This is a genomic window from Stenotrophomonas sp. Steno-C17 (genome assembly GCF_056393165.1).
On sequence record NZ_JBWJPD010000013.1, the window covers coordinates 37,756 to 62,728 of the forward strand.

Sequence of the window (24,973 nt, forward strand, 5' to 3'; positions counted from 1 at the left end):
ACGGCATGATACCGTCGATCTTCACGCTTGCGGCATCAACACACAGTCAACACGTCGACCTGACGCGCGCGGGACCGCCGCGCGCGCAGGTGGCTCAGGCCTGTTCTGCCGGCGGAAGCTCGAAGACCTGGCGCAGGTAGGCCAGGTAGCCCGGGTCATCGCACATGCTCTTGCCCGGCGAATCGCTGAGCTTGGCCACCGGCTGGCCATTGCAGCGGACCATCTTGATGACGATGTTGAGCGGGGTCGGGCCCAGGTCGTTGGTCAGGTGCGTGCCCACGCCGAAGGCCACCTGGCAGCGGCCACGGAAGTAGTCGTACAGGCGCATGACCTTGGTGATGTCCAGGCCATCGCTGAACACCAACACCTTGCTGCGGGCATCCACGCGGCGCTGCTGGAAGTGGGCCAGCATGCGGTCGCCCCAGTCGAACGGGTCGCCCGAGTCATGGCGCACGCCGTCGAACAGCTTGCAGAAGTACATGTCGAAGTCGCGCAGGAAGGCATCCAGCCCGACCACGTCCGACAGCGCGATTCCCAGGTCGCCGCGGTACTCGCGCGCCCACGACTCCAGCGCCGCCACCTGCGAATCGCGCAGGCGCGGCCCCAGCGCCTGGAAGGCCTGCAGGTACTCATGGGCCATGGTGCCGTGCGGGGTCATGCCGTACAGGCGGGCGAAATGCACGTTGCTGGTCCCCACCAGCTGCGGGCCCAGCGCATCGCGCAGCAGCGGCAGCAGGCGTGCATGCCAGTCGCGCGAGTAGCGGCGGCGGCTGCCATAGTCGGCAATGCGGCACTGCTCGAAGCCCGGGGTATCGCGCAGCAGCGCGGCCTTGGCCTGCAGGCGGCGCTCGCCTTCGGCGAAATCGGCGGTGGTGGTGTTGCGGAACCAGACTTCGTTGATGATGGCCAGCAGCGGCACTTCAAAGAGGATGGTGTGCAGCCACGGCCCGGTGATGTCCAGGTCGATTTCACCGGGCACGGTCTGCGACGGGCGCAGGCGGATGTACTTGCGGTCCAGGTGGAACAGGCCGAGGAAATCGGCGAAGTCCGGCTTCACGAAGCGCAGGCCGCGCATGTAGTCCAGTTCGGCGTCGGTGAAGCGCAGGCTGCACAGATGATCGATTTCTTCGTCGATCTGCTCGATGTAGCGTGCCAGGTCGATGCCGGGATTGCGGCACTTGAACCGGTACTGCACCTGGGCACTGGGGTACTGGTGCAGCACCGCCTGCATCATGGTGAACTTGTACAGGTCGGTGTCGAGCAGGGACTGGATGATGGCCATGCCGCCATTATGCGCCCGATCGGGTGAATCGCGTTCCCGGGATCAGGTGAATCCACGCCCTGCGCGCACGCCCCACCCCAACCCGGCAATCACAACGCCTTGCGCAGCAGCCTCGGCAACAGCATCAGCGCATGCGCCCAGATCGCGCCCCATACCAGCCCGCGTACCGGCCAGGAGCGCTGCTTCGCCTCGAACTTGCTGAAATAGCGCCACAGGCCACGGTGCTTGTGCCATTCCACGAAGAACGGCCGCGAGCGGCTGGACACGCCGCGCACATGGGTGACCTGCAGATCGTTGGCAATCGCCACCACCCCACCGGCGTCGCGCACGCGCCGGCACAGGTCCAGGTCTTCGGCATGCAGGCGGTATCCCGCATCCCAGCCGCCGATGCGGTCGAACAGCGTGCGCGGCATCAGCAGCAGCGCGCCGGACAGGGCCGGCACCACCTGCAGCGTCTGCTGCGGGTCACGCGGAATGGCCAACCGGCCACCGCGGCCCGGCGAGCGCAGCATGGCCAGGAAATCGGGATCGCGGCGACGCACGGCCTCGTCGGCATGGCCGTGCTCGTCCACCTGCTCCACCCCCAGCAACGCATCACCCAGACCAGCGGCATGCTCGCGCAGCGCGGCCAGGGTATCGGGCTCGACCATCAGGTCCGGGTTGATGAAGGCCAGCCAGGGGCTGTGTGAATCGGCCACGCCCTGGTTGTTGGCCGCGGCAAAGCCCGGGTTGTCGGGGTTGCCGATGAAGCGCACGCGCGCATCGTGGCTGGCGTGGCGCTGGATGATGTCCAGCGTGTCGTCCTGTGAACCGTTGTCGATCACCCGGATCTCGGCCACGTCCTGCGCCTGGCGCAGGCGCGACAGACATGCGTCGATGGTGCTGCCGCTCTGGTAGGTCACAACGATGGCGGCGATGGCGGACTTCAAGCGGGCGACTCCGGCGGCGATGGCTGCGCGAACAGGTCACCCTGCCCGCGCGGCATTATCGCCTGCTGCAGCTGCTGTTGCAGGTCCTGGCGCAATGCATGCAGCGGATCATGCATCAGGAAATCCGCCAGCCGCGGCATCCAGCCGGGCCAGCGTGCCGCCAGTGCCTCCAGGTCACCCTCGCGGCTGGGCGCTTCGCCGGCGCGGCTGACGAAGGCGTTTTCGCACAGCACGTTGCGCCAGCCCAGACCGGCCATGCGCAGGCTCAGGTCCACCAGCGCGGCGTTCCAGCCCAGGTAGCTGTCCACGTCCAGGCCACCGGCACGGCGGCGAGCATTGCCACGCACCAGCACCGCATGGGTCACCGCCGAGGGCAGTTCCGGGTGCAGGTTGGGCAAGGCGCCGCAGGTGTGGGCCAGCAAGGCCGGATCGGTGGGCTCTGGATTGATTTCGCCCAGCCGCGGCCACGCTGCGGTTTCGCCGGCGTTGCACCACGGGGTGGCAGTGGCGATGGCGGCATCGCGCGCGAAGCAGGCCTGCAACTGCTGCAGCCACCCCGGCGCGGGCACGCAGTCGGGCGCCAGCACGGCCACGTCCAACCCTTCGCAGGCACGCAGCATTTCATCCAGGTGGGCGACCTCGCCCAGCGGCCGCGCGCGACGGGTGTATTCGGCCTGCAGCGGCGTGTGCGCCAACCAGTGTTCGACCACGGCCTGCGCACGCGGCCCGGCCTGTGCATCGTCGGCCAACCAGACGGCGGTACCGGGTGCGGTACCGGCATCCAGCGCGGCCAGGCAACGATCCAGTACGGCATCGTCCACGCCCAGCGGCAACAACACGATCGCCCCCATCCCGCCTCCGTGGTTGTCGTTGCGCGAAGGGTAGCACTGGCCGGGTTGCACCCGGCACCCCTGTAGAGTCGAGCCATGCTCGACTGAAGCAACGTCAAAGGCGGGCTGCCTGAGGGTTGGCGGGGTAGGTCCGGTTGCGGGGGACGCCGCAAGTCCCCTTCCGGGGCCCGGCCCAGCCGCTGGCGGCTGTGCGTTCGGGCGCTTGCGAAGCAGTGCTTCGCAAGCAAAGCGCCCTCACCCCTGTAGGCTTGGCCACGGCTTGCTCGTGTGCGCTTTCCTGCGCACACGGCAAGACCGGGGTTGGGCGTCCTGCCCAACCCGCCCGAGGCATGCCTCGGGCCCATGCCGCGGACACCCCCGCAACCGGACCCACCCCGCCTTCGACAGTTTCCAGCGATCTGTTGGAACAGCTCGGGGGCGGACCCCGTTGCTGCGCAACGGGCTCTGACCCCAGATGGTTTTGGATATCTGACAGATGTGTCGACCAAGGTCGACACCTACCAACCGCTGATGGTTTTGGATACCTGAAAGATGTGTCGACCAAGGTCGACACCTACCAACCGCTGATGGTTCTGGATACCTGAAAGATGTGTCGGCCAAGGTCGACACCTACCACCAGCTGATGGTTCTGGATATCTGACAGATGTGTCGACCAAGGTCGACACCTACCAACAGCTGCTGGTTCTGGATACCTGAAAGATGTGTCGACCAAGGTCGACACCTACCAACCGCTGATGGTTCTGGATACCTGAAAGATGTGTCGACCAAGGTCGACACCTACCAACCGCTGATGGTTCTGGATACCTGAAAGATGTGTCGACCAAGGTCGACACCTACCAACCGCTGATGGTTTTGGACACCTGACAGATGTGTCGACCAAGGTCGACACCTACCAACCGCTGATGGTTCTGGATATCTGACAGATGTGTCGACCAACGTCGACACCTACCAACAGCAGAGGGGAACTGTCAGAGGTGGGGCGGTGTGGGTGGGCAGGACCGCAGGCGCCATGGATGGCGCCTACGAGCCCCCATGGACGGGTTTACGGCGTGTCCTGCCCACCCACACCGCCCCGCCATCCCAAGGAATGCCGCTGTTGCCGTTGCTTCAGTCGAGCATGGCTCGACTCTACAGGGGTGCAGGGCCGCAGGCCCTGCCGGCCTTATTTCTTGCGGGCGCCGGGGGTGATCGGTTCCATTGCGCGGAAACGGCTGCTGTATTCGTCGGTCAGCGCGCGTGCTTCCTGGCCGTTGCGCACGATCGTCGGGGTCAGCAGCACGATCACTTCGGAACGACGGCTGTTGCGCGTCTTGCTGCCAAACAGCGCACCCACCACCGGAATCCGGCTCAGGCCCGGAATGCCGTTGTGGCCATCGGTGCCCGAATCGGTGATCAGGCCCGCCAGCATGATGGTGTCGCCACTCTGGATGGCCGCTTCGGTGGACAGCTTGCGGGTGGAAATGCGCGGGTTGCACTGGGTGCGCGTGGGGTCGCAGTTGGCCGCCACTTCGCCGGCACTGCTCACTTCCTGCACGATGTCCATGAACACCGTGCCATCGCGGGTCACCCGCGGGCGCACCTTCAGGATCACGCCGGTGTCGATGTACTGCACCTGGCTGTAGGTGTTGTCGGTGCCCACGCCGGTGTTCACCGAGACGGTGCTGATCGGCACCTTGTCACCCACGTTCAAGGTGGCTTCGGCGTTGTTGCGCACGAAGATGGACGGGGTCTGCAGCAGGCGCAGGTCGGTTACCTTGTCCAGCGCGCTGACCACGGCGGCGGCGTTCTTGCCCAGGAAGGTCCAGCCCAGCCCTTCGCTGCCGGTAATGGCGCCGGCGAAGGTGCCCCACACGTTGCGACCCAATGCGCTGGGCAGGGTGGCATCGCCAGTGGCGCCGGGGAAGGTCTGGCCCTGCACGGCGTTCTCGAAGTACCAGTTCACGCCGTAGCTCAGTTCGCCCTGCAGCGCGACTTCGGCCACCTGCGCTTCGATATGCACCTGCAGCGGCATGACGTCCAGCTTCTCGATCACTTCGCGGATCGAACGCCAGGCCTGCGGGGTGGCGCGCACCAGCAGCGCATTGGTTTCTTCCACCGCCGAAACACCGACGGTGTCGCCTTCCACATCCAGGCTGACGCTGATGTTGCCTTCCTGGCGCTGCGGCAGGTTCATGGTGCTGGCCATGCCGCTGCTGCTGGAACCGGTGCTGCCCAGGGTGCTGCTGTCATTGCGGCTGTCGGTCTGGCCGCTGCTGTCCAGCTGCATCGGCTGCGCGCCCGGTGCCAGGGTGGTGGCGCTGCCGCGGTTGTTGCGGTTGTTGCTGCTGGCGAACGCCTCGGACAGGCGCTGGGCCAGGTCACGCGCCTTGATGTAACGCAGTTCGTAGGAGAACAGCCGGGCGCTGCCACCGGCGGTGTCGATGCGGTCCAGCCACTGCTGGATCTGGTCGAGATAGCGCGCCTGCGGGGTGATGACCAGCACGGCGTTGGCGTTTTCCAGCGGCAGGAAACGGAACATGCCGGCGCTGGGGGTCTTGCTGTCTTCGCCGAAGACCTTTTCCAGGTCGGCGGCGACCTGTTCGGCCTTGCCCGACTGGATCGGGAACACGCCCACCGACATGCCCGACAGCCAGTCCACGTCGAAGATCTCGACGGTGTGCAGGTAGTTTTCCAGTTCGGCGCGGGTGCCGCCCAGGGTGATCACGTTGCGCCCGGTATCCACGTTGACGATGGCGTTGGGCCGCGCGTACGGCTCCAGCACCTTCTTCATTTCGCTGGCCGAGATGAACTGCAGCGGCACCACGCGGACTTCAAAACCCCGGGCACTGGAAGCCGGTGCGGTACTGGGCGCGACGGTACCGGCCAGGGCCTGGTCGGCGGCAACGATGTTGTAGCGGCCGCCGCTGTAGACCATGCGCGCGTTGTTCCAGCCCAGCACCATTTCCAGCAGGTTCAGCGCCTGCGCCGGTGACACCGGCTTGGGCGTGGCCAGGGTGACCGTGCCCTGCACGCCCGGTGCGATCACGTAGTTCTGCCCAAGCATGTCGCCGAGGATCGCCTTGACCACCGCGTGCACCGATTCCCCTTCGAAATTGAAGGTGGCACTGCCACTGCTGGCGGTGTTCAGTGCCGGCGACGGTGCGCGCGCCGCCTCGCGGTTGATCATGGTGCCGCTGCCACGCCGGATGACCGCCTGCGGCGCGCCGCTCTGGCCATCGCCTTCGGCCACCTGCGCATCGGCGGCGGCCTGGCCGGCCGGCGGCGTGGGTTGCGGGTTGCCATTGCGCTGCACGTGCGGGCCGGACACCGTGCTGCAGCCGACCAGCAGCGCAAGGAGGAACGAGGAAGAAAGGAAACGCAGGTTCATGCATTCACTCTATCGGTTGGTGCCATCGCCCGTGGGCGGCGACGATTGTTGCTGCTGTTGTTGCTGCTGCAGCTGACGGCGACGGGCCTGGATGCGTTCGCGGATGGCCTGCATCTGCGCTTCACTGGGACCGTTGGCATTGGTGTTGGCGGCCGGCGTGTTCTGCGCCGCCGGACCGGCAGCCGCGGAGGCGCCCAGATCGACCGGGCGCTGGGGGCTGCTGTTGCTGCTGGCCGGGCTCGGTGGCGGAGGCGGCACCACCACGCCTGCCGGCGGCACCGCGCCATTGGCCCCACGCAGCACGGTCGGCGGTTCGCCGCCCTGACCGTTGAAGGTGGCCAGTTCCAGCACCTGGTTGCCCGACGGGCCGATCACGGTGGCCTGGCGCGGTTCCAGCGCGACCAGCTGCCAGCCGTCCACGGCCTCGCCGTTCAGGCGCAGGCGCAGCGAGCGGTTCTGTTCGGTGGTGAAGGTGGCCATGCTGAAACTGTCGGTCAGCAGCACGCCGGTCAGGCGTAGGGCCGCGCTGGCGGCCGGTTCGCTGCCACCCAGCAGATACGGGCGCGGCCGCCGGTCTTCGGCGAACAGCGGGCGTTCGCTGATGGCGCTGTAGCTGTCGGCCGCGCCCATGCGTTCGGGCGCCAGCGGCGGCAACCCAGGCAATGCCGCAACACGGTCGCCATCGGCCGGGCCCGCCGGCAGCTGGCTGCCCAGACCGAACGCGGTAGCCAGCCACAGCGCTCCGGCCCAACCGGCCACGGCCAGCAACAGCCCCGTGCGCAGGGGTAGCGCATCCAGCTTCATTCGGCGCCCTCCCCTGCATCGGTATCCGCATCGGCCTCGGCCGCCGCATCGACAGCCGGCGCGGCCGGAGCCGCTTCAGACGGGGGTACCGCAGTACCGGGTGCCCCCGCTGCAGCGCCATCGGCCGCCGCGCCGGGCAACAGGTAGCCGGCCAGTTCGAAGGACACGTCCAGCCCAAGGCCGGATTCATTGGCCGATTGCTGGAAGCGCTGCGCGATCAGGTTCAGGTTGTCCACGAACAGGCGCGGACTGCCGGTTTCCAGGCTGTGCAGCACGGTGGCCAGTTCGGCCACGCCACAGCGCAGCCGCACCTGCATGGCCACGCGCACGAACTCGGCATCGCGACGGTTGTCGGTCAGCGGGGTGCGGTTGCTGATCGTGCAGCTGCGGTTGCCGGGGCTGGCCATGGCCACCGCATCCTGCAGCCGTGCGCCCAGCGCGGCGGCAGCCGCCTCGGCGGTGGCTTCGCGCAGGAAGCCGGGGCGCTGTTCCAGCACCTGGCGGGTTTCCTTCAAGCGTTGTTCGATCTGCGGCTGCTGCTGCAACTGCGCCTGCACGCGCTGCTGGCGCTCGCGCAGCGCGGCCACGTCTTCGTTGATGGCCAGCAGCGGCTGGGTGAACCAGGGGTGCACCAGCAGCAGGTAGGCCAGGCCCAGCACGGCCACCAGCAGGGCCAGTGCCAGCCAGCGGTCACGGCGCGGGTTGGGCATCGGCATCGGCCGCCTCCTTGCGTGCAGGGGCGGCGGGTACGACGGCGGCCGGCAACGGCTGCAGTTCGGCGGTCAGGGTGAAGCGGTCGCGGCCGCTGCTGGCGCCGTCGGCCTGCAGCACGCCGGTCAGGTTCACCTTGCGCCACTGCGGCGCGTCCTGCAGCAGCGCGACCAGTTGCGAAGCCTGCCCACTGAGCCCGATCAACTGCAGGCTGTTGTTCTCGATCGCCAGTTTTTCCAGATAGGTGCCATCGGGCAGGCGCCGGGTCAGCTCGGTCCACAGTTCCACCGTGGTGGCACGCTGGCTGCGCTGCTTTTCCAGGAAGGCGGCACCGTCGATCAGCGCCTGCAGCTGGCTGCGTTCATTGGCCACCCCGCGCGCACTGCGGGCGCTGCGTTCGACCTGTTCGCGCAGGGCGTCGGCAGCGTCGCGCCGGTTGTCCAGCAGCTGCAGTGCGGCCAGTACCAGCATCAGCAGCGCCGCAGCCGCCAACACCAGGTTCCAGCGCCGGCTGGGATCAACGCGGCGCTGGCGCTGCGCCGGCGGCAGCAGGTTCACCTGCAGCGTGTGGCCGTGTTCGTCGATCGCATCCACGCCAGCCAGCGCGTCGGCCCAGTCACCGGCCTGGCCGCGCCACGCATCAAGCTGGCGCAGCGGCCAGGCGACCAGTTCCACCTGCAGCAGGCCATCTTCGGCCGGGCCGAGGCTGCGCACGTCATAGCTGACCTGGCTGGCTTCAAATGGCGTCTGCCGGTCAATCTCATAGCCCACTACCGCGCGCAGGCGGTCACCGGCCGCACCCGGCAGGCGCAGGCGGCGGCGCAGCACCTGGGCCACCGGCAGCAGCCAGAAGCGCGGCAGGCGCCGCAGACGCGGTTCCAGTACACGGTCCAGATCGGCCGGGGCCAGCGGCCACGGCAGCTGCACCACGCGTTCGGGGCCCTCGCTGCCATCACGCCACACCTGCACGTGCTGGCCTTCGCGCTGCAGCAGCAGGCGGGCCTGCGACCAGCCCAGCGCCCACTGCCAGCGCACCGGCACCCAGGCCAGCAACGATTGCCGCCACCAGCGCAGGAAATGGCCGACGCCCGGGCCGATCCGGCCCTGCACCTGCCGCACGCTGTCCTGCCATGCCGTCATCTTGCTGCCATTCCCTGCTCCCAGCGAAGCACTGTGTAGGTCTGGCCGGGCACACCGCCCGAGCCGTTGCGTACCACCGCCTTCAATACCGACTGGCGTCCACTGCCGTCGATGGCGCGGCACTCGATACTATAGGTGCCGCTGCCGCTGGCAAGGGTTGACGTGCCCGCACCTGAATCTTCGTCACGCTCCTGCTGGGCGCGTTGCGCCAGGACCTGTTCTGCATCCAGGCCCAGGGCCAGCAGCACGGGGCCGGCGGCGAAGCGCGGATCGGGCCGTGCCTGGCGGCTGTAGAGCGTGATGTGCGGCAGCATGGCTTGGTACAGCGCCGCCCGCATGCCCAGCACCCGCTGCAGCTCGCCCAGGGTCTCGAACCGCTTGTTGCGGGGGCCATACGGCAGGCCGGCCGCCGCATAATCGGGCGCCTCGGCGCCGCCGCCGGGCTGCTGCAGGCTGTCTTCGTCGCGCCAGTCGATGATCGCCCCCGCCAGCCGCGCGGCATCCTCCGGGCTTTCACCCAGCGCCTGCAGGAAGGCGGTGAGCAGCGCGGCGTCGGCCAGGTTGAGGTTGATCTTGCCGTTCTCGTCCACCACGCGGATATCCACCCGGGCGTCGTCGAACTGCCAGCGGTAGGTCCGGCCATCGGCCTGCCAGGCCGGACGCTGCGGATCGGCACGCAGGCGCAGCAGGGCATACTCCAGCCCTGCACGCGCGCGTTCCTGGCCGCGTCCATCGTCATCCAGCACACGCTGCTGCAGGTGCTCCACCCGCGCGGTGAGCGCGAACGCGCCGACCAGCGCGGTCATCAGCGCGATCAGCCACAGCACCAGCACCAGCGCGGCGCCACGCATGGCCCTCATCGGGAAGCCCCCGCGGCACCGCCAGCGCGCAGCGCGACCACCAGCGGCGGCCAGGCCGGCCCGCGTGCAGGCCGCACCTGCACTTCCACCAGCAGCGGCAGGCGACGGGTGTCGTCCCAGCGCGGCAACCACTCGGTCAACTGGCCGCTGGTCGCATCCACGCCGCGGTAGCGCAGCTGCACATCGCGCAGGTGCTCGGCCAGCACTTCCGGCGGACGCGGCGGTGTTTCCGGCAGTTGTTCGCCCTCCTGCAGCAGCACCAGGCCCAGCAGCAGGCGGCGCTCGCCAGCCTGACCGTCCACCTGCAGTGCGTGCAGGTAAGGACCGCCACGGCCCAGGTAGCCGGGCAGATCGGCAACGAACTGCAGGCCGCGCTCGTCGCCGCTGAAGAACACCGGCTCGCGGGTCGGATCAGGCGCTTCGATCGGACTACGCATGGCGGCGCTCAGCTGCCGCCGCAGCAGCCCCTGTACCGCGCGCATGCGCTCGCTGTCGGCGGCAATCTGCTCGCCGCGCTGGCTGACCGCCATCGCCGAGCGCACGCTGGCGAACGCCAGCGCCAGGCCACCGGCCAGCAGGACGGTGGCCAGCATCACTTCCACCAGGGTGAAGCCACGTGCCTGCCGTTTCACCGTGCACGCTCCAGATCCGGTGGCAACAGACGCAGGCTGCGCCAGCGCAGCTGCTCGCGCTCACCCTCGCCCCAGCGCACCTGCAACTGCAGTTCGGCCAGCCACGGGGCGCCCGGCGAATCGGCCACCGGCGCGTTGCCCGCGCGCGGCTCCGTGTACGGCTGCACCTGCAGTTCCCAGCGGTAGCGGCCCTGTTCCCATTCGCCCTGCTGACGCCCGGCCTGCAGCGGTTCCTCCACCCCGGCGGCGGCCAGCAGCGACTGCGCATGCAGCACCGCGCGGGTACGCAGCTCGGCGTCCTTCACCTGCCGCGCGCCGCCCGAAAGACTGCCCAGCAGCAAGGTCAGCGCCAGGCCCAGCAGCGCGAAGGCGACGATCACTTCCAGCAGGGTGAAGCCACGCGCGCGCCGCTTCATGGCGCCTGCCACGGGCCGGAACGTACTTCGCCGGTCAGCCAGCCGACATCGATGCGCCACTCGGCGCTGTCGCGCTGCAGGCGGATGCGGCCCCCGCTGGCCCCGCCATCGGGATGGAACTCGATCACGCCCTGCCCTGGCCCGGTGGACAACTGCGCGGCGCCCTCGAACTGCACCTGCAGCGCCTCCGGCACGGTGCCCTGGCGCTGGTTGGCACCGGTCCAGCGGTGCTGCGCCGGTTCGATCACGAAGCGTTGCGGCTCGCCACGGGCGATGGCCTGCGCGCGCACCATGCGCAACTGGTTGGCAATGTCCTTGCCGGCGCTGCGCAGCTGCATGCCGGCGAAGCCGCGCGACAGACCAGCCGCGGTGATCAGGCCGATGGCCGCGATCAACGCGATCACCAGCAGCATTTCCAGCAGCGACAGCCCCGCTGCGCGCCTGCCGTGCAGGCGCGGGCGATGCAACCGGCGCGGCAGGATACGGGTCATGCAGGCTTACGGCTCGTAGCGGATATCGGCATCGACGCTGCTGCCACCCTGCTTGCCATCCTTGCCCAGGCTGATCAGATCGTAGGGCTGGCCCTCACCCGGCGCGCGGTATTCCAGCGCGTGGCCCCACGGATCGTTCAGATCGGCCGCCTTGGCATACGGGCCCAGCCAGCCGCCGGTAGCGGCCGGGGCCTCGATCAGGTCCTGCAGGGTGCCCGGCAGCTTGCCGGTATCGAGCTGGTAGTTGTCGATCTTCGATGCCACGGTCTGCACCTGCGCCTTGGCGATGTTGGCCTTGCCGCGGTCGGCGCCGCCCAGCACGCGGCTGGCGACCAGGGTCAGCACCGCGCCGATCAGCACGATGACGATGATGATTTCCAGCAGGCTCATGCCCGATTGGTGGCGGGCGGCAGTGAAGGAAAGGCGGATCGGTCGACGGGAAGCAATCATGGTCGGTCCTCTCAGGTACGGAACAGCGGGAGTGTAGGAGGCGCCATCATCAACCGATGGCGTTGGTCAGGTCGTACAGCGGCACCAGCACGGCCACGATCACCGCGCCGACCACCGAGGCCAGCACCAGGGTGATGGCCGGCACCATGGCCGCCAGCAGGCGATCGATGCGACGGGCACTGTCCTGTTCGAAGGTGTCGGCCGCCTTCAGCAGCATGGTGTCCAGCGCACCGGATTCTTCGCCCACCTGGATCATCTGCAGGGCCAGGCGCGGGAAGCGCTTGCCGCGCGACAGCGCCAGCGAAAGACCGGCACCGTTTTTCACTTCTTCGGCCGCGCTGTCCACATCGGCGGCCAGCGCGCGGTTGCCCAGCACGTTGCGGGCGATGCCCAGCGCGCCCAGCAGCGGCACGCCGTTGCGCAGCAACGTGCCCAAGGTGCGGGCCAGGCGCGCGGTTTCCAGTTCACCCAGCAGGCGCCCGATGCCGCGCCGCTGCAGCAGCCAGCCATCCAGCGCCAGGCGGGACGCGGGCTGGCGCAGCCTGCGTTCCAGCAGCAGCACCAGCACCGCCGGCACCACCAGCAGCAGGATCCACCAGTCGCGCACGAACAGGCCCACCTGCAGCACGATGTTGGTGAACCACGGCAACGCCACGTCCAGGCTTTCGTACATCTGCGCGAACTGCGGCACCACGTAGCCCAGCAGGAACAACAGCGCACCGCCAACCACCAGCAGCAGGATGGCCGGGTAGACCAGTGCATTGATGACCTTGCCCTGCAGTGCGCGGCTGCGTTCCAGGTAGTCGGCCAGGCGCTGCAGCGTGTCGTGCAGGCTGCCACCGGCTTCGCCGGCGCGCACCATGTTCACGTACAGGCGCGAGAACAGGCCGTGCTGGCGTTCCAGCGCGGTGGACAGCGGCGCACCGCCGCGCACCACGTCGCGGATGTCGGTGATCGCCCGGCGCGAGCGCTCGTCTTCGGGCAGGCCCAGCAGGATCGACAGCGCGCGATCCAACGGCTGCCCGGCCGCCAGCAGCGTGGCCAGCTGCTGGGTGAACTGCAGCAGGGCCGCGCCCTGCAGCGGCCGCGGCCGGAACAGGCCGCGCAGGCTGCTGCCACCCACGGCGCCGCCATCGGCCAGCCGTGTTTCCATCGGCAGGTGGCCCTGGTCCTGCAGGCGCGCGATCAGCTCGGCTTCGCTGGCCGCTTCCATCTGGCCATCGAAGACTTCGCCGTGCGGGTTCAGCGCCTTGTAGCGGTAGTTCGGCATGTCAGCAGCAGGCTCCAGCGCGCATCAACCCTCCTCGGTCACGCGCAGCACTTCTTCGATGGTGGTCTGCCCGCTCAGTGCCTTGGCAATGCCATCCTCGTACATGGTGCGCATGCCGGCCTCGCGCGCGATGCGTTCGATCTCGCCCATGCCGTCGCGGCGCATGACCGCGCGGCGCAGCGCGTCGTTCATCACCAGGAATTCCATGATGGTGGTGCGGCCCAGGTACCCGGTCGGTGCCAGCGCAGAGGGCTTCGGCCGGAACAGATGGATGGTGCCCAGCGGCTGCAGGCGGCGCAGTTCGAAGCGTTCGATTTCCTCCGGCGAGGCTTCGTAGCGCTCGGCGTGGGTCGGCTCGAGGCGGCGCACCAGGCGCTGGGCCAGGATGCCGTTGATGGTGGACGTCAGCAGGTAATCCTCCACGCCCATGTCGAGCAGGCGGGTGATGCCGCCGGCAGCGTTGTTGGTATGCAGGGTGGACAACACCAGGTGCCCGGTCAGCGCCGACTGGATCGCGATGCGCGCGGTTTCCAGATCGCGCATTTCGCCGATCATGATGATGTCCGGATCCTGGCGCACGATGCTGCGCAGCGCATTGGCGAAATCCAGGCCTATCTGCGGCTTGGCCTGGATCTGGTTGATGCCTTCGATCTGGTATTCCACCGGGTCTTCGACCGTGATGATCTTGACGTCGGCGGTGTTGAGCTGGCTGAGCGCGGTGTACAGCGTGGTGGTCTTGCCCGAGCCGGTGGGGCCGGTGACCAGCAGGATGCCATGCGGCTGTTCCAGCACCTTGCGGAACTGCGGCAGGAAGGCATCGGTAAAGCCGAGACGATGGAAATCGAACACCACGGTTTCGCGATCAAGCAGACGCATGACCACGCTTTCGCCGTGCGCGGTGGGCACGGTGCTGACGCGCAGGTCCAGTTCCTTGCCCTGCACGCGCAGCATGATGCGGCCGTCCTGCGGCAGGCGGCGCTCGGCGATGTTCAGCCGCGCCATGATCTTGATGCGGCTGATCACCGCGGCGGTCAGGTTGGCCGGTGGGCTTTCGCCTTCCACCAGCACGCCGTCCACGCGGTAACGCACCTTCAACCGGCTTTCGAACGGCTCGACGTGGATGTCCGAGGCGCGCAGTTCCACCGCACGCTGGATGACCAGGTTGACCAGGCGGATGACCGGGGCTTCCGATGCGAGGTCGCGCAGGTGTTCGATGTCGTCCACCGCGCCACCTTCGCCGTCGGCGGTCTCGACGATGGCGCCCATGGCGCTGCGGCCCTGGCCGAACCAGCGTTCGACCAGATCATCGATTTCCGCGCGCATGCCCAGCACCGGAATGACCGGTACGCCCAGGGCCAGCTGCACCGCCTGCTGCGGATAAGGATCGTGCGCATCGGCCAGCCACAACTGCACGCCGTGTTCGTCCAGCGCCAGCGGGCAGACATGGAACTGCTTGAGGAAACGCTGCGAGAGCGGCAGGCCTTCGGCCAGCGACTGTGGCGGTGCCTCGGGCACCTGCCTGCCTTCCAGCAGTGGCAGGCCCAGCACGTCGGCACTGGCCTGCGCCTGGTCACGTTCCGACACCAGGCCCAACCGCACCAGCAGCCCCAGCAGGCTGCCGCCGGCTTCGGCATGCAGCGGCCGCGCGCGCGCCAGGTCAGCGTCCTTCAACCGGCCACGCGACAGCAGGGCATCGAGGATGCGGCCTTCGGCGTCGTCGTGGGCGGTAGCAGCGAGCGCGTTCACATGACTCTCCTGTCGATCGCCCTGACTTTAGCAGTTTGGCCGGGGTTTCCGCCGTCCTGCGCGCGCAGGACAACAAAAGACGACGCCCGTCACCTTCCGGTAACGGGCGCCGCCAATTCACTTACGACGTCATCGACAACCGCTGGGCCGTTACTGGGTGGCCAGGATGGTCACGCCACCGAATGCGGCCTCACCCACCACCTTCACGTAGTAGGTGCCGGCAACCGGCTTGGCTACGCGCACGGTTTCGGTGTTGCCCGGGCGGGACGACTTGGCATCGTTGTCGGTTGCGGTCGGCACGCGGCCCTGCGCCAGGTACACCGACACATTGCCGGTGCCGCCGTAGGTCAGCACGCTCAGCTGCTTGCCCGCTTCAGCCTGGAAGGTGTAGACGGTTTCGCTGCCGGCAGCGCCAGCCACGCCACTGATGGCCACCTTGTTGGTCAGCGGAATGCCTTCCGGCTCGCAGTTCTCGGTGCACGGTTCCTTCAGCGCGGCATCCAGCGCGGCCTTGGCATCGACGATGCCGGTGCCGATCGGGGTGGCGGCCGGAATGGTGACCGGGAAGCGACGCGCGGACTGCTTCAGCAGCGTTTCCAGCGCGGCGGGGCTGAGCGGATCCTTGCCGTTGGCGGCCAGTGCGCTCTGCACCAGTGCGGCCACCGCAGCCACGTGCGGCGACGACATCGAGGTGCCGCCCTTGCCCATCAGCACCCACTCACCGGCGTCCGGGGTGGTGTCGGAGCTGGAGCCGACCTGCCAGATGTAGCCGTTCGGGTTGCCGTCCACGCTGCCACCACCACCCGGTGCGGCCAGATCGACCACGGCACCGTAGTTGGAGTAGTAGGTGATGCCACCGGTGACGCGGGTGGCGCCGACCGAGACCACGTTGGCGCAGCTGGACGGACGGTAGTTGGCAGCGTTGTCGGTGTCATTGCCGGCTGCCACTACCACCAGGGTGCCGCGCGAGACGGCGCCGTTGATCGCATCCTGGTAGGCCGCGTCGCACGCGCCGCCGCCGCCCAGGCTCATGTTGATGATTTCGGCCGGGGTGGTGTTGGCCGGAATGCCGGCCACGGTGCCACCGGACGCCCAGGTGATGGCATCGCTGATGTCAGCCAGGGTGCCGCCGCACTTGCCGAGCACGCGCACCGGCAGCACCTTGGCCTTGTAGGCCAGACCGGCCAGCGCGCTGCCGTTGTTGGTCACTTCGGCGATGGTGCCGGCCACGTGGGTGCCGTGCCAGGAGCTGCCTTCCGGCTGCGAGCCGTTGTAGCACTCGTTGGCCGTTTCCACCCAGTCACCGTAGTCGGTGGCACCCGGGGCGCGGCCATCGGTCGGACGGCGCGAGGATTCCTTGTCGCTGATGAAGTCGTAGCCCGGCAGCAGGTTGTCGCCGAAGTCAGGCACGCCCGGCAGGATGCCGGTATCGAGCACGGCCACCACCACGCCCTCGCCCTGCGAGACATCCCACGCCGCCGGCGCGTTCACGCCGCTGGTGGCGTTGTAGAAGTTCCACTGGTACTGGGTGTAGTTGGGATCGTTCGGCACCAGCGCCGGCTGCGCGTTGCTGGCGCGCAGGTCCGAGCGCTGCAGGCGCACGTTGGCCACGGCGTACTGCACCGACGGGTCGGCGTTCAGTTCGGCCAGCACCTTCTTCATTTCCGCGCCGGCCAGGCGCGACTTCAGGCGGATCAGGTCACCGCCGGTGCCCAGCTTGCGCTCGACCTGCGGCGACAGCGAGAGTGCGCGGCTGGTGGTGCCGCTGCTGACGATGGCGCGCGACAGTGCCGACTGCACCACGGTGAGCTTGCTCGAACGGTCACTGGCGGCCGCGGTACCGGTGCGGTACTTGACGATGATGCCATCCACCGCCTGCTGGTCGGCGCTGGCCACACGGGCCGGTGCGCTCGGCGTGCCCGGATTGATCGCATGGGCGGCACCGACGCCGACCGTCAGCGACAGCACGGCGGCAGCCAGTACGTTGATGCGAAGGTTCTGCTTCTTGGTCACGTTCGAAATCCTCTTCAAGGTCATGGTTGAGCTTTCCTTCTCCGCCGATTGAGCCGGCGGAGCGCACTACGGCCATCCTTCCCTGCGACCGCCCTGGCTGGCCCACCAGGATTGCCGTGCCTCGCCCCCTCGGGCCTGTACTGCATGGCATGCCGGTGGCGCAGGCCACCGGCACGCGCTTTGCACTTACCAGCCGAAACCGGCGCCGACGCCGACCGAGGCGTCATCGCTGCTGAACGCACCGCCCAGGGTGACCGTGGCGCGATCACTGATCGCACGCTGGTACCCCAGCGACATGGCCGATTCGCCGCCCTGGAAGCCGATGCCGACGCCGACCCGGTTCTGGGTGCGGATACCGGCGGCACTGGTGGCCATGTTCAGCATGGCGGCACTCATCGCGCCCTGGCGGTCGATGCGGCGATCCATGTGGCGCAGGCGTCCATCGACTTCGCCCTTGAACACATCAAAGCTGTCGGCAACGGCCTGCACGCGGCTGTCGGTGTAGCTGTTGGCGGTGGTGATGCCGCGGTCCAGCTGGCTCTTGTTCACCGCATCGGTGGCCGCGGTACCGGCGGCGACGTTGGTGACCTGGCGTTCGCTGCCCTCGCTGCCCACCGAGACCGTGTTGGCCCGATCGGCAATCGAGCCCTGGCCCAGCGCCACCGCGTTGGCGGCGGTGGCACTGGCACCCTGGCCGATGGCGGTGGACGAGGCCGCGCTGGCCACGGCACCTTCGCCGACGCTGACCGCGCCGATGGCGGCCGGCTGTGCCGCGCTGGCGCCGCCCACGCTGGGCTTGGCCGGGATGTCGCTGCGCGTTGCCACCGGGTCCGGCTCGGCGGCCGTGGACAGTTCCGCCACCGACGCCTGCGCGGTGCTGCTGGCGCTACGCAGGCTGGCCGTGGCGGTGCTGGCGCGGCTGGAGCCACCGGCGGTGCGCTGGTCCAGTTCGGTCACCTTGCGATCCAGCGCGCCCAGTGCGTCGCCCACATTGCTGTAGGTGCTGCCCTGGATCACGTAGTTCGGTGCCACGAACACGCCCTGCAGGCCAACGCTGGCACCACCGCCGAGGAAGCTGGCGGCATCGCTGAGCGACTGGAACAGCTGGCCACCGGTGACCGCCTGGCGGCTGCCGGCGGCGATGCTGCCGGCCCCCACGTTGTCGATCGTGGTGCCGTCCATGCCGGACAGGGTCAGGCGATCACGGCTGGCATCGTCGTAGCCCACGGCATTGGCGCTGCTGGTTTCCACCGTGGCGATGCGCGAATCGAAATCACCCACGCGGGTTTCCACGGCACCCACGCGCTGGTTGGTGACGTTCAACTGCGAACCGGTGACGGCATCGGTGCTGCCGGCGGCGATGCGGCCGTCGGCCACGTTGACGATGCGGCGGGTGGCCGGACCGGCGGTGCCGTTGCCGCCGCCGACCGAGACCACGTTGGCTTCGACGGCGCGCGAACCGGCACCCAGGGCCACCGAGTTGTTGCCGGTGACGCCACTGTTGGCACCCAGTGCCAGTGCCGCGTTGCCAATGGCCGTGGCGCCGCTGCCGACCGCATTGCTGCGGCTGCCGCTGGCGGTGGCGTTGGCGCCCACCGCTACCGCGTCGGTGCCGGTGGCGCTGGCGGTGCCGGTGCCGCTGGCCTGGAAGCGCTGGCCCACCGCATCGGCGGTGGCGGCGACGGCATCCAGCTGGCCCTTGTTCACCGCATCGGTGGTCTCGGTACCGGCAGCCACGTTGGTGATCTGCCGCTGCGCGGTGGCCGTGCCGACCGACACCGTGTTGGCACGGGTGGCCTGCGAACCGCTGCCCAGCGCCACGCTGTTGGCTGCGCTGGCGCTGGCGTTGGCACCCAGTGCGGTGGCGTCGGCCGCATCGGCCCAGGCGTTCCAGCCGATGGCGGTGGCGTAGTCGTCGGTGGCCCAGGCACCGGCGCCGAACGCGGCCGAGCCGGTTCCACTGGCACGGGCCGGGATCAGGCCGAAGTAGGTGCTGCCACCGATGGCCACGCTTTCATCGCCGGTGGCCTCGCTGGCATTACCCACGGCCACCGAACCGGCGCCGCTGGCGGTGGCGAACACACCGGCCGCGGTGCTGTTGGCACCGCTGGCCAGGGTGCCGTAACCCAGTGCCGAACCCAGGCGACCGCTGGCTTCGCTATAGCCGCCCACCGCGGTGGTGCCGTCGGCCGAAGCCGAGGAGCGGAAGCCGCTGGACAGCGATTGCGCGCCGCTGGCGATGGCTTCTGCGCCGTTGGCGGTGCTGTACACGCCCGTGGCCTGCGCGCCGGCACCGATGGCGGTGCTGCTCACTGCACTGGCGACCGCACCGCTGCCCAGCGCGGCACTGTCTTCGCCGCTGGCCTGCGCGTTGTTGCCGATGGCCGCTGCGTTGCCGCCGGTGGCCAGGCTGTTGAAGCCGACCGCGGTGGCATTGGCCGCAATGGCGGTGGCGCCACTGCCCAGGGCGGTGCTGCCATCGCCGATGGCATTGGCCGCTTCACCCGCCGCCAGCGCGTTCTCGCCTTCCACGTAGGCGCCGGCATCGCTGTCGTCGCTGCCGCTGGCCTGGAAGTACTTGCTGGTGGCTTCGGCCGCGGCGGCAACCGCGTCCAGCTGGTTCTTGTTCACCGCATCGGTGCCCTCGGTACCGGCCGCCACGTTGGTGATCTGACGCGTGTTGCCGGCGCCACCCACCGATACCGTGTTGTCACGGTCGGCAATGGAGTCGGCACCCAGGGCCACGCTGTTGGCGCCCTGCGATTCGGCCGCATTGCCCAGCGCGGTGCTGTTGGTGCCCGGTGCCCAGGCGCCGCCGCCGACAGCGGTGGAGTAGTCACCCGATGCTTCGGTGGCCAGCAGGCCGAACAGCGAACCACCCACGGCCACCGCATTGGTGCCGGTGGCCAGGCTGCCCTGGCCGGTGGCGGTGCTGTAGGCGCCCGATGCCTCGGCATCGCCACCCAGGGCGACGCTGTTGGAACCGGAGGCGTTGGCGAAGTTGCCCAGCGCGGTGGCATTGAACGCCGAGGCGCTGGAATAGCCGCCGATGGCGGTGCTGTAACCGCCGGTGGCTTCGGCGCCGATGCCGAAGGCCGCCGAGGCGGTGCCGCTGGCCACGCTCTCGCTGCCCACGGCGGTGGAGGCTTCACCGCTGGCGGTGCTGAAGTAACCCACCGCCACGGCTTCCTCGCCACTGGCTTCGGACAGCACGCCGCTGGCAGTGCTGCCCGCGCCGCTGGCTACGCTGGCCGCACCGAAGGCCGCACTCTGCTCACCACTGGCTTCGCTTTCGGCACCGTGGGCCGTGGCGTACTCGCCGGTGGCCTGTGCGTTGGCGCCGATCGCGCTGGCGTTGGCGGCCGTGGCCAGGGCGTTGAGGCCAATGGCCTGCGCATTGCTGCCGATGGCATTGGCGCCCGCGCCCAGTGCAGTGGCACCGTCACCGATAGCATTGGCCGCTTCACCGGCCGCCAGCGCGTTGTCACCTTCCACATAGGCGCCGGCATCGCTGTCGTCGCTGCCGCTGGCCTGGAAGTACTTGCTGGTGGTTTCAGCGGTGGCGGCCACGGCATCAAGCTGCGACTTGTTCACCGCATCGGTGGCCTGGGTACCGGCGGCCACGTTGGTCACCTGGCGCTCGTTACCGGCACTGCCCACCGACACGCTGCGGTCGCGGTCGGCCACCGAGCCTGCGCCCAGCGCGACGGCATTGCTGCCGCTGGCGGTGCTGCCCGCGCCGAGTGCAATGGCGCTTTCACCGCCGGCCACCGTGTTGGTGCCGATGGCGATGCTGTTGATGCTGTTGCCCAGCGCCTGGAAGCCCAACGCCACGCTGTTGGCACCGTAGCTGAAGGCACCACGGCCGACGGCGGTGGAACTGGTGCCGTTGGCCCAGCTGTTGTAGCCGATGGCGGTGGCACCGTTGGCACTGGCCCACGCCGCCGGACCGAACGCCGACGCATTGCTGCCGGTTGCCCAGGCACCGGAACCGAAGGCGGTGGCGCCGGCTTCGCTGGCAGTGCTGTAGCCACCCACCGCGGTGCTGTCGTCAGCCTTGGCGAAGGCACTGTCACCGATGGCGACGGCATAGCTGCCAGTGGCGCGCGACTTGCTGCCCGCTGCGAAGCTGTTGTCACCGGTGGCCTGCGCACCACTGCCGAAGGCGTTGCTGGTGACCCCGGTGGCCTGCGCCGCATTGCCCACGGCGGTGGAACCGGCCGATGCGGTGGTCCCCACCTGCACCGGGTTGCCTTCGTCGTCCAACAGCGGCTGGTTGTATTCGTCATAGGCCTGGCCGAGGCCACCCACCGCGACGGCACCCTCGCCGTCGGCGAAGGTGTTGCGGCCCAGTGCCACGGCATCAGCACCCAGCGCACCGGCGCCGGCACCCTGCGCCAGTGCACCGGCACCGATGGCATTGCTGGCCGAACCGGCTGCGACCGCGCCTGCACCTTCGGCGTACGCACCGGCGTCGGTGCCCTCTTCGGCCTGCGCCTGGAAGAAGTGCGCGGTGGTGTCAGCGGTGTCGGCCACGGCATCGAGCTGCGCCTTGTTCACCGCATCGGTGGCTTCGGTACCGGCGGCCACGCTGGTGATCTGCCGTTCGTTGCCACTGCTGCCTACGGCGACGCTGTTGTCACGCACAGCCTCGGAGTTCGCACCCAGCGCCACGCTGTTGGCGCCACGCGCGGTGGCGTAGAAGCCGACCGCGGTGCTCTGTGCGCCGCTGGCCCAGGTCTGTGCACCCAGTGCACTGGACTGCTCGCCCGGTGCATAGGCGAAGTAGCCTACGGCCGTGGCTTCGGCACCCGACGCTTCGGTGAGCGTGCCATTGGCGGTGGCGTAATCGCCGCTGGCGATCGCACCGGCGCCGACCGCCGTGGCGGCTTCACCGCTGGCCTGGGTCTGCACGAAGAAGCCCAGCCCCGGAATCAGATCGGCCGGGCCACCAATGGCCACGCTGCTGGTGCCGGTGGCCACGCTGCTGGTACCCAGTGCAGTGGAGTAGTCGCCAATGGCATTGGACACCGCACCGAAGGCAGCCGACTGCGCACCGCCGGCATACGCGCCCACGCCGTAGGCGCTGGAGGCGAAGCCACCGGCTTCGGCGCTGGCGCCGACCGCCGTGCCGCCCACGCCCGCGCTGGTGGCACCGGTATCGACCGGCACGCCACCGTTGGTGATCAGCGGGTTGCCCTGCTCATCCACGGCGGCACCACCGACGGCCACGCTGCCCGGGCCGACGGCCTGCGCGTTGTTGCCGAAGGCGGCGCTGTTCTGGCCGCTGGCCAGTGCGTTGAAGCCCACGGCGGTGGCGTTGCTGTTGACCGCGGTGGCGCCGCTGCCGAGTGCGGTGGTGCCATTGCCCAGGGCATTGGCGGCCTCACCGGCGGCGGTGGCATTGCTGCCATCGGCGAACGCACCGGCACTGCTGTCATCGCTGCCGGTGGCCTTGAAGTAGGTGCTGGTGTTTTCGGCCACGCTGGCCACTGCATCCAGCTGGCCCTTGTTCACCGCATCGGTGGCTTCGGTACCGTCGGCCACATGGGTGATCTGGCGTTCATTGCCGTCCGCACCGACCGCCACCGTGTTGTCACGGTCAGCCTGCGAGGCGGCGCCGATGGCCACACTGTTGCTGCCGTTGGCGGTGGCGCTGGCGCCGAGCGCGGTCGATTGCGCACCGTCGGCCCAGGCGTTCCAGCCGATGGCCGTCGCGTAGTCTTCGGTGGCCCAGGCGCCGGCACCGTAGGCCGCCGCACCGTAGCCGCTGGCGCGCGCCGGAATCAGACCGAAGTAGGTGCTGCCGCCGATGGCCACGCTCTCATCGCCGGTGGCTTCGCTGGCCTCACCCACGGCGACCGAACCGGCGCCGGTGGCGGTGGCGAACACGCCGGCGGCGGTGCTGTTGGCGCCACTGGCCAGGGTGCCGTAACCCAGCGCCGAACCGAGGCGACCGCTGGCTTCGCTGTAGCCGCCCACTGCGGTGGTGCCATCGGCCGAGGCCGAGGAACGGAAGCCGCTGGCCAGCGACTGCGCGCCACTGGCGATGGCTTCGGCGCCGTTGGCGGTGCTGTACACGCCCGTGGCCTGCGCGCCGGTACCGGTCGCAGTGGTGCTCACTTCGCTGGCCACCGCCCCGCTGCCCAGTGCGGCGCTGTCGCTGCCGCTGGCCTGCGCGTTACTGCCTACCGCTGCGGCGTTCTCGCCGGTAGCCGAGCTGTTGTAGCCCACGGCCGTGGCGTTGGCGGCAATGGCCAGTGCGCCGCCGCCCAGTGCGGTGGTGCCATCGCCGATGGCGTTGGCCGCTTCACCGGCGGCCAGTGCGCTGTCGCCCTCGGCCAGTGCGCCGGCGTCGCTGTCTTCGCTGCCGCTGGCCTGGAAGTACTTGCTGGTGGCTTCGGCCGCGGCGGCCACTGCGTCCAGCTGGTCCTTGTTCACCGCGTCGGTGCCTTCCGTACCGGCGGCCACGTTGGTGATCTGGCGGGTGTTGCCGGCGCCGCCCACCGACACCGTGTTGTCACGGTCGGCAATGGAGTCGGCACCCAGGGCCACGCTGTTGGCGCCCTGCGATTCGGCGGCATTGCCCAGCGCGGTGCTGTTGGTGCCCGGCGCCCATGCGCCGCCGCCGACAGCGGTGGAGTAATCACCCGATGCTTCGGTGGCCAGCAGGCCGAACAGGGCGCCACCCACGGCCACGCTGTTGGTGCCGCTGGCAATGCTGGCCTGGCCGGTGGCGGTGCTGTTGGCGCCGCTGGCCTGCGCATCACCGCCCACCGCCACGCTGCTGGAGCCGGTGGCATTGGCGGCATTGCCGACCGCGGTGGCATTGAACGCCGAGGCGTTGGACAGGCCGCCCAGCGCGGTGCTGTAACCACCTGTGGCTTCGGCGCCAACGCCGAAGCTGGCCGATGCGGTGCCGCTGGCGACGCTGCCGGCACCGACGCTGGTGCTGCCGCTGCCGCTGGCCTGCGCCTGCGCGCCGACCGCCGTCGCGCTGTCGGCGCTGGCCTGCGCGCCGCTGCCCAGCGCGGTGGTGTCATCGCCGACGGCCGTGGCATCGGCGCCGGCGGCCAATGCGCCTTCGCCATCGATCGTGGCCGCATCGCTGTCGTCGCCAGCGCCATCGGCCTTGAAGTAACGGCTGCCTTCGGCGGCGGCGGCGGCCAGCGCGGCCTGGGTAGCCTGCGCCTGTGCCTGCGCCTGGGCATCGAGCTGCGCGCGGTTCACCGCGTCGGTGGCGGCCGTACCCGCCGCGACGTTGGTGATCTGTCGTTCGTTGCCACTTGCACCCACCGATACCGTGTTGGCGCGGTTGGCGGTCGAGCCGGCGCCGAGCGCCACGCTGTTGGCCGCGCTGGCGGTGCTGCCGGTGCCGACGGCAACCGCGTTGCGGCCGCTGGCGTTGGCGCTGCCATCGACCACGCACTGATCGATCACGCTGCTGCTGAGGGTCACGCAGTTGGCGTTGCCGCCCACTTCCACCGACTGTGCCTGCGCCAGGCTTGTCCAGCCCAGTGCCATCAGCAGGCCGGCGGCAAGCACCGTCGGCGCGCTGCCGCCGTGCTTCTGCCGCTTGTCGACAACCGATCCGGCCTGGTCCGAGGTTGCCAGTTCCGAGGCAACGACCAACTGACCCAATGCTTTGTTCCAGACCTTGCGATAAATCCGATTCATCGATACGGCTCCTGAGTGGACTGGTTTTTAGGCAAAGCAACGCCATCGCTGGGCCATCCGGCCCAACGTCCCCTGGGGGCGTCTATTCGCGTGATTTACGGCGGTGTTCGCGCAGAACGCGCAGAGAGGCGAAAGCGCCTTCCTTTGCGCAATGCGTTACTACGAAATGAATGAATTCAAAACGGACTGGCAGTGTTAACGTGAAGATTATCTTCCGTCAAGAGTTTGACGGAACAAAACCTACTGTCGTGAACCAGTTCACCGTTTCATGCGGTTATGCCGTTATTTCGTTATAACCACGTGAACGTGGCACACATCATGTAACGCGCTGTAA

General features: G+C 69.0%; 16 protein-coding genes. All 16 read right to left on the reverse strand.

Annotation, left to right across the window (positions count from 1 at the left end; all coding sequences use genetic code 11):
* Positions 1-94: 94 nt before the first annotated feature.
* Entirely contained in the window at positions 95-1,282 is a 1,188-nt protein-coding gene (gene pncB / locus AC06FA_RS12950) for a nicotinate phosphoribosyltransferase (protein ID WP_478068661.1), read from the reverse strand.
* A gap of 89 nt (positions 1,283-1,371) precedes the next feature.
* On the reverse strand, positions 1,372-2,211 hold the full coding sequence (locus tag AC06FA_RS12955) for a glycosyltransferase family 2 protein (protein ID WP_478068662.1): 840 nt from the start codon (positions 2,209-2,211) through the stop codon (positions 1,372-1,374).
* Positions 2,208-3,062, reverse strand: a complete 855-nt coding sequence (locus AC06FA_RS12960) for a glycosyltransferase family 2 protein (RefSeq protein WP_478068663.1) — start codon at positions 3,060-3,062, stop codon at positions 2,208-2,210. The genes AC06FA_RS12955 and AC06FA_RS12960 overlap by 4 nt, the downstream gene beginning before the upstream one ends.
* A 1,162-nt stretch (positions 3,063-4,224) precedes the next feature.
* Positions 4,225-6,429 carry a type II secretion system secretin GspD gene (gene gspD, locus AC06FA_RS12965; protein WP_478068664.1) on the reverse strand — a complete coding sequence of 735 codons (2,205 nt, stop codon included), beginning with the start codon at positions 6,427-6,429 and terminating at the stop codon, positions 4,225-4,227.
* 9 nt (positions 6,430-6,438) lie between these two features.
* Positions 6,439-7,233 carry a hypothetical protein gene (locus tag AC06FA_RS12970; protein ID WP_478068665.1) on the reverse strand — a complete coding sequence of 265 codons (795 nt, stop codon included), beginning with the start codon at positions 7,231-7,233 and terminating at the stop codon, positions 6,439-6,441.
* Positions 7,230-7,943: a type II secretion system protein GspM gene (gspM, locus tag AC06FA_RS12975; protein WP_478068722.1), complete on the reverse strand. Its 714-nt coding sequence runs from the start codon at positions 7,941-7,943 to the stop codon at positions 7,230-7,232. Before gspM ends, AC06FA_RS12970 begins: the two co-directional genes overlap by 4 nt.
* Positions 7,924-9,084 carry a PilN domain-containing protein gene (locus AC06FA_RS12980; RefSeq protein ID WP_478068666.1) on the reverse strand — a complete coding sequence of 387 codons (1,161 nt, stop codon included), beginning with the start codon at positions 9,082-9,084 and terminating at the stop codon, positions 7,924-7,926. The genes gspM and AC06FA_RS12980 overlap by 20 nt, the downstream gene beginning before the upstream one ends.
* Positions 9,081-9,944, reverse strand: a complete 864-nt coding sequence (locus tag AC06FA_RS12985; RefSeq protein ID WP_478068667.1) for a type II secretion system minor pseudopilin — start codon at positions 9,942-9,944, stop codon at positions 9,081-9,083. Before AC06FA_RS12985 ends, AC06FA_RS12980 begins: the two co-directional genes overlap by 4 nt.
* Positions 9,941-10,576 (reverse strand): type II secretion system protein J, encoded by a 636-nt coding sequence (locus AC06FA_RS12990; protein WP_478068668.1) that lies wholly within the window; start codon positions 10,574-10,576, stop codon positions 9,941-9,943. The genes AC06FA_RS12985 and AC06FA_RS12990 overlap by 4 nt, the downstream gene beginning before the upstream one ends.
* Positions 10,573-10,992 carry a type II secretion system protein XpsI gene (xpsI, locus tag AC06FA_RS12995; RefSeq protein ID WP_478068669.1) on the reverse strand — a complete coding sequence of 140 codons (420 nt, stop codon included), beginning with the start codon at positions 10,990-10,992 and terminating at the stop codon, positions 10,573-10,575. Before xpsI ends, AC06FA_RS12990 begins: the two co-directional genes overlap by 4 nt.
* Entirely contained in the window at positions 10,989-11,483 is a 495-nt protein-coding gene (xpsH, locus tag AC06FA_RS13000; protein WP_478068670.1) for a type II secretion system protein XpsH, read from the reverse strand. The genes xpsI and xpsH overlap by 4 nt, the downstream gene beginning before the upstream one ends.
* A gap of 6 nt (positions 11,484-11,489) precedes the next feature.
* On the reverse strand, positions 11,490-11,933 hold the full coding sequence (gene gspG, locus AC06FA_RS13005; protein WP_312709934.1) for a type II secretion system major pseudopilin GspG: 444 nt from the start codon (positions 11,931-11,933) through the stop codon (positions 11,490-11,492).
* A 49-nt stretch (positions 11,934-11,982) separates the two neighbouring features.
* Positions 11,983-13,203 carry a type II secretion system protein XpsF gene (xpsF, locus tag AC06FA_RS13010; RefSeq protein WP_478068671.1) on the reverse strand — a complete coding sequence of 407 codons (1,221 nt, stop codon included), beginning with the start codon at positions 13,201-13,203 and terminating at the stop codon, positions 11,983-11,985.
* Positions 13,204-13,227: 24 nt separating this feature from the next.
* Positions 13,228-14,949, reverse strand: coding sequence for a type II secretion system ATPase GspE (gene gspE / locus AC06FA_RS13015; protein ID WP_478068672.1), 1,722 nt, complete (start codon positions 14,947-14,949; stop codon positions 13,228-13,230).
* A 150-nt stretch (positions 14,950-15,099) separates the two neighbouring features.
* Entirely contained in the window at positions 15,100-16,962 is a 1,863-nt protein-coding gene (locus AC06FA_RS13020; protein WP_478068723.1) for a S8 family peptidase, read from the reverse strand.
* Between the two features lie 186 nt (positions 16,963-17,148).
* A complete protein-coding gene (locus AC06FA_RS13025) occupies positions 17,149-24,639 on the reverse strand; it encodes an ESPR-type extended signal peptide-containing protein (RefSeq protein WP_478068673.1) in 7,491 nt (2,496 codons plus the stop codon).
* Between the last annotated feature and the right edge of the window lie 334 nt (positions 24,640-24,973).

Coding starts and splice junctions, on each gene's coding strand:
- pncB (WP_478068661.1), bottom strand. CDS start 1,282: ATGGCCATCATCCAGTCCCTGCTCGACACCGACCTGTACAAGTTCACC.
- AC06FA_RS12960 (WP_478068663.1), bottom strand. CDS start 3,062: ATGGGGGCGATCGTGTTGTTGCCGCTGGGCGTGGACGATGCCGTACTG.
- gspD (WP_478068664.1), bottom strand. CDS start 6,429: ATGAACCTGCGTTTCCTTTCTTCCTCGTTCCTCCTTGCGCTGCTGGTC.
- AC06FA_RS12970 (WP_478068665.1), bottom strand. CDS start 7,233: ATGAAGCTGGATGCGCTACCCCTGCGCACGGGGCTGTTGCTGGCCGTG.
- gspM (WP_478068722.1), bottom strand. CDS start 7,943: ATGCCCAACCCGCGCCGTGACCGCTGGCTGGCACTGGCCCTGCTGGTG.
- AC06FA_RS12980 (WP_478068666.1), bottom strand. CDS start 9,084: ATGACGGCATGGCAGGACAGCGTGCGGCAGGTGCAGGGCCGGATCGGC.
- AC06FA_RS12985 (WP_478068667.1), bottom strand. CDS start 9,944: ATGAGGGCCATGCGTGGCGCCGCGCTGGTGCTGGTGCTGTGGCTGATC.
- xpsI (WP_478068669.1), bottom strand. CDS start 10,992: ATGAAGCGGCGCGCGCGTGGCTTCACCCTGCTGGAAGTGATCGTCGCC.
- xpsH (WP_478068670.1), bottom strand. CDS start 11,483: ATGACCCGTATCCTGCCGCGCCGGTTGCATCGCCCGCGCCTGCACGGC.
- gspG (WP_312709934.1), bottom strand. CDS start 11,933: ATGATTGCTTCCCGTCGACCGATCCGCCTTTCCTTCACTGCCGCCCGC.
- xpsF (WP_478068671.1), bottom strand. CDS start 13,203: ATGCCGAACTACCGCTACAAGGCGCTGAACCCGCACGGCGAAGTCTTC.
- AC06FA_RS13025 (WP_478068673.1), bottom strand. CDS start 24,639: ATGAATCGGATTTATCGCAAGGTCTGGAACAAAGCATTGGGTCAGTTG.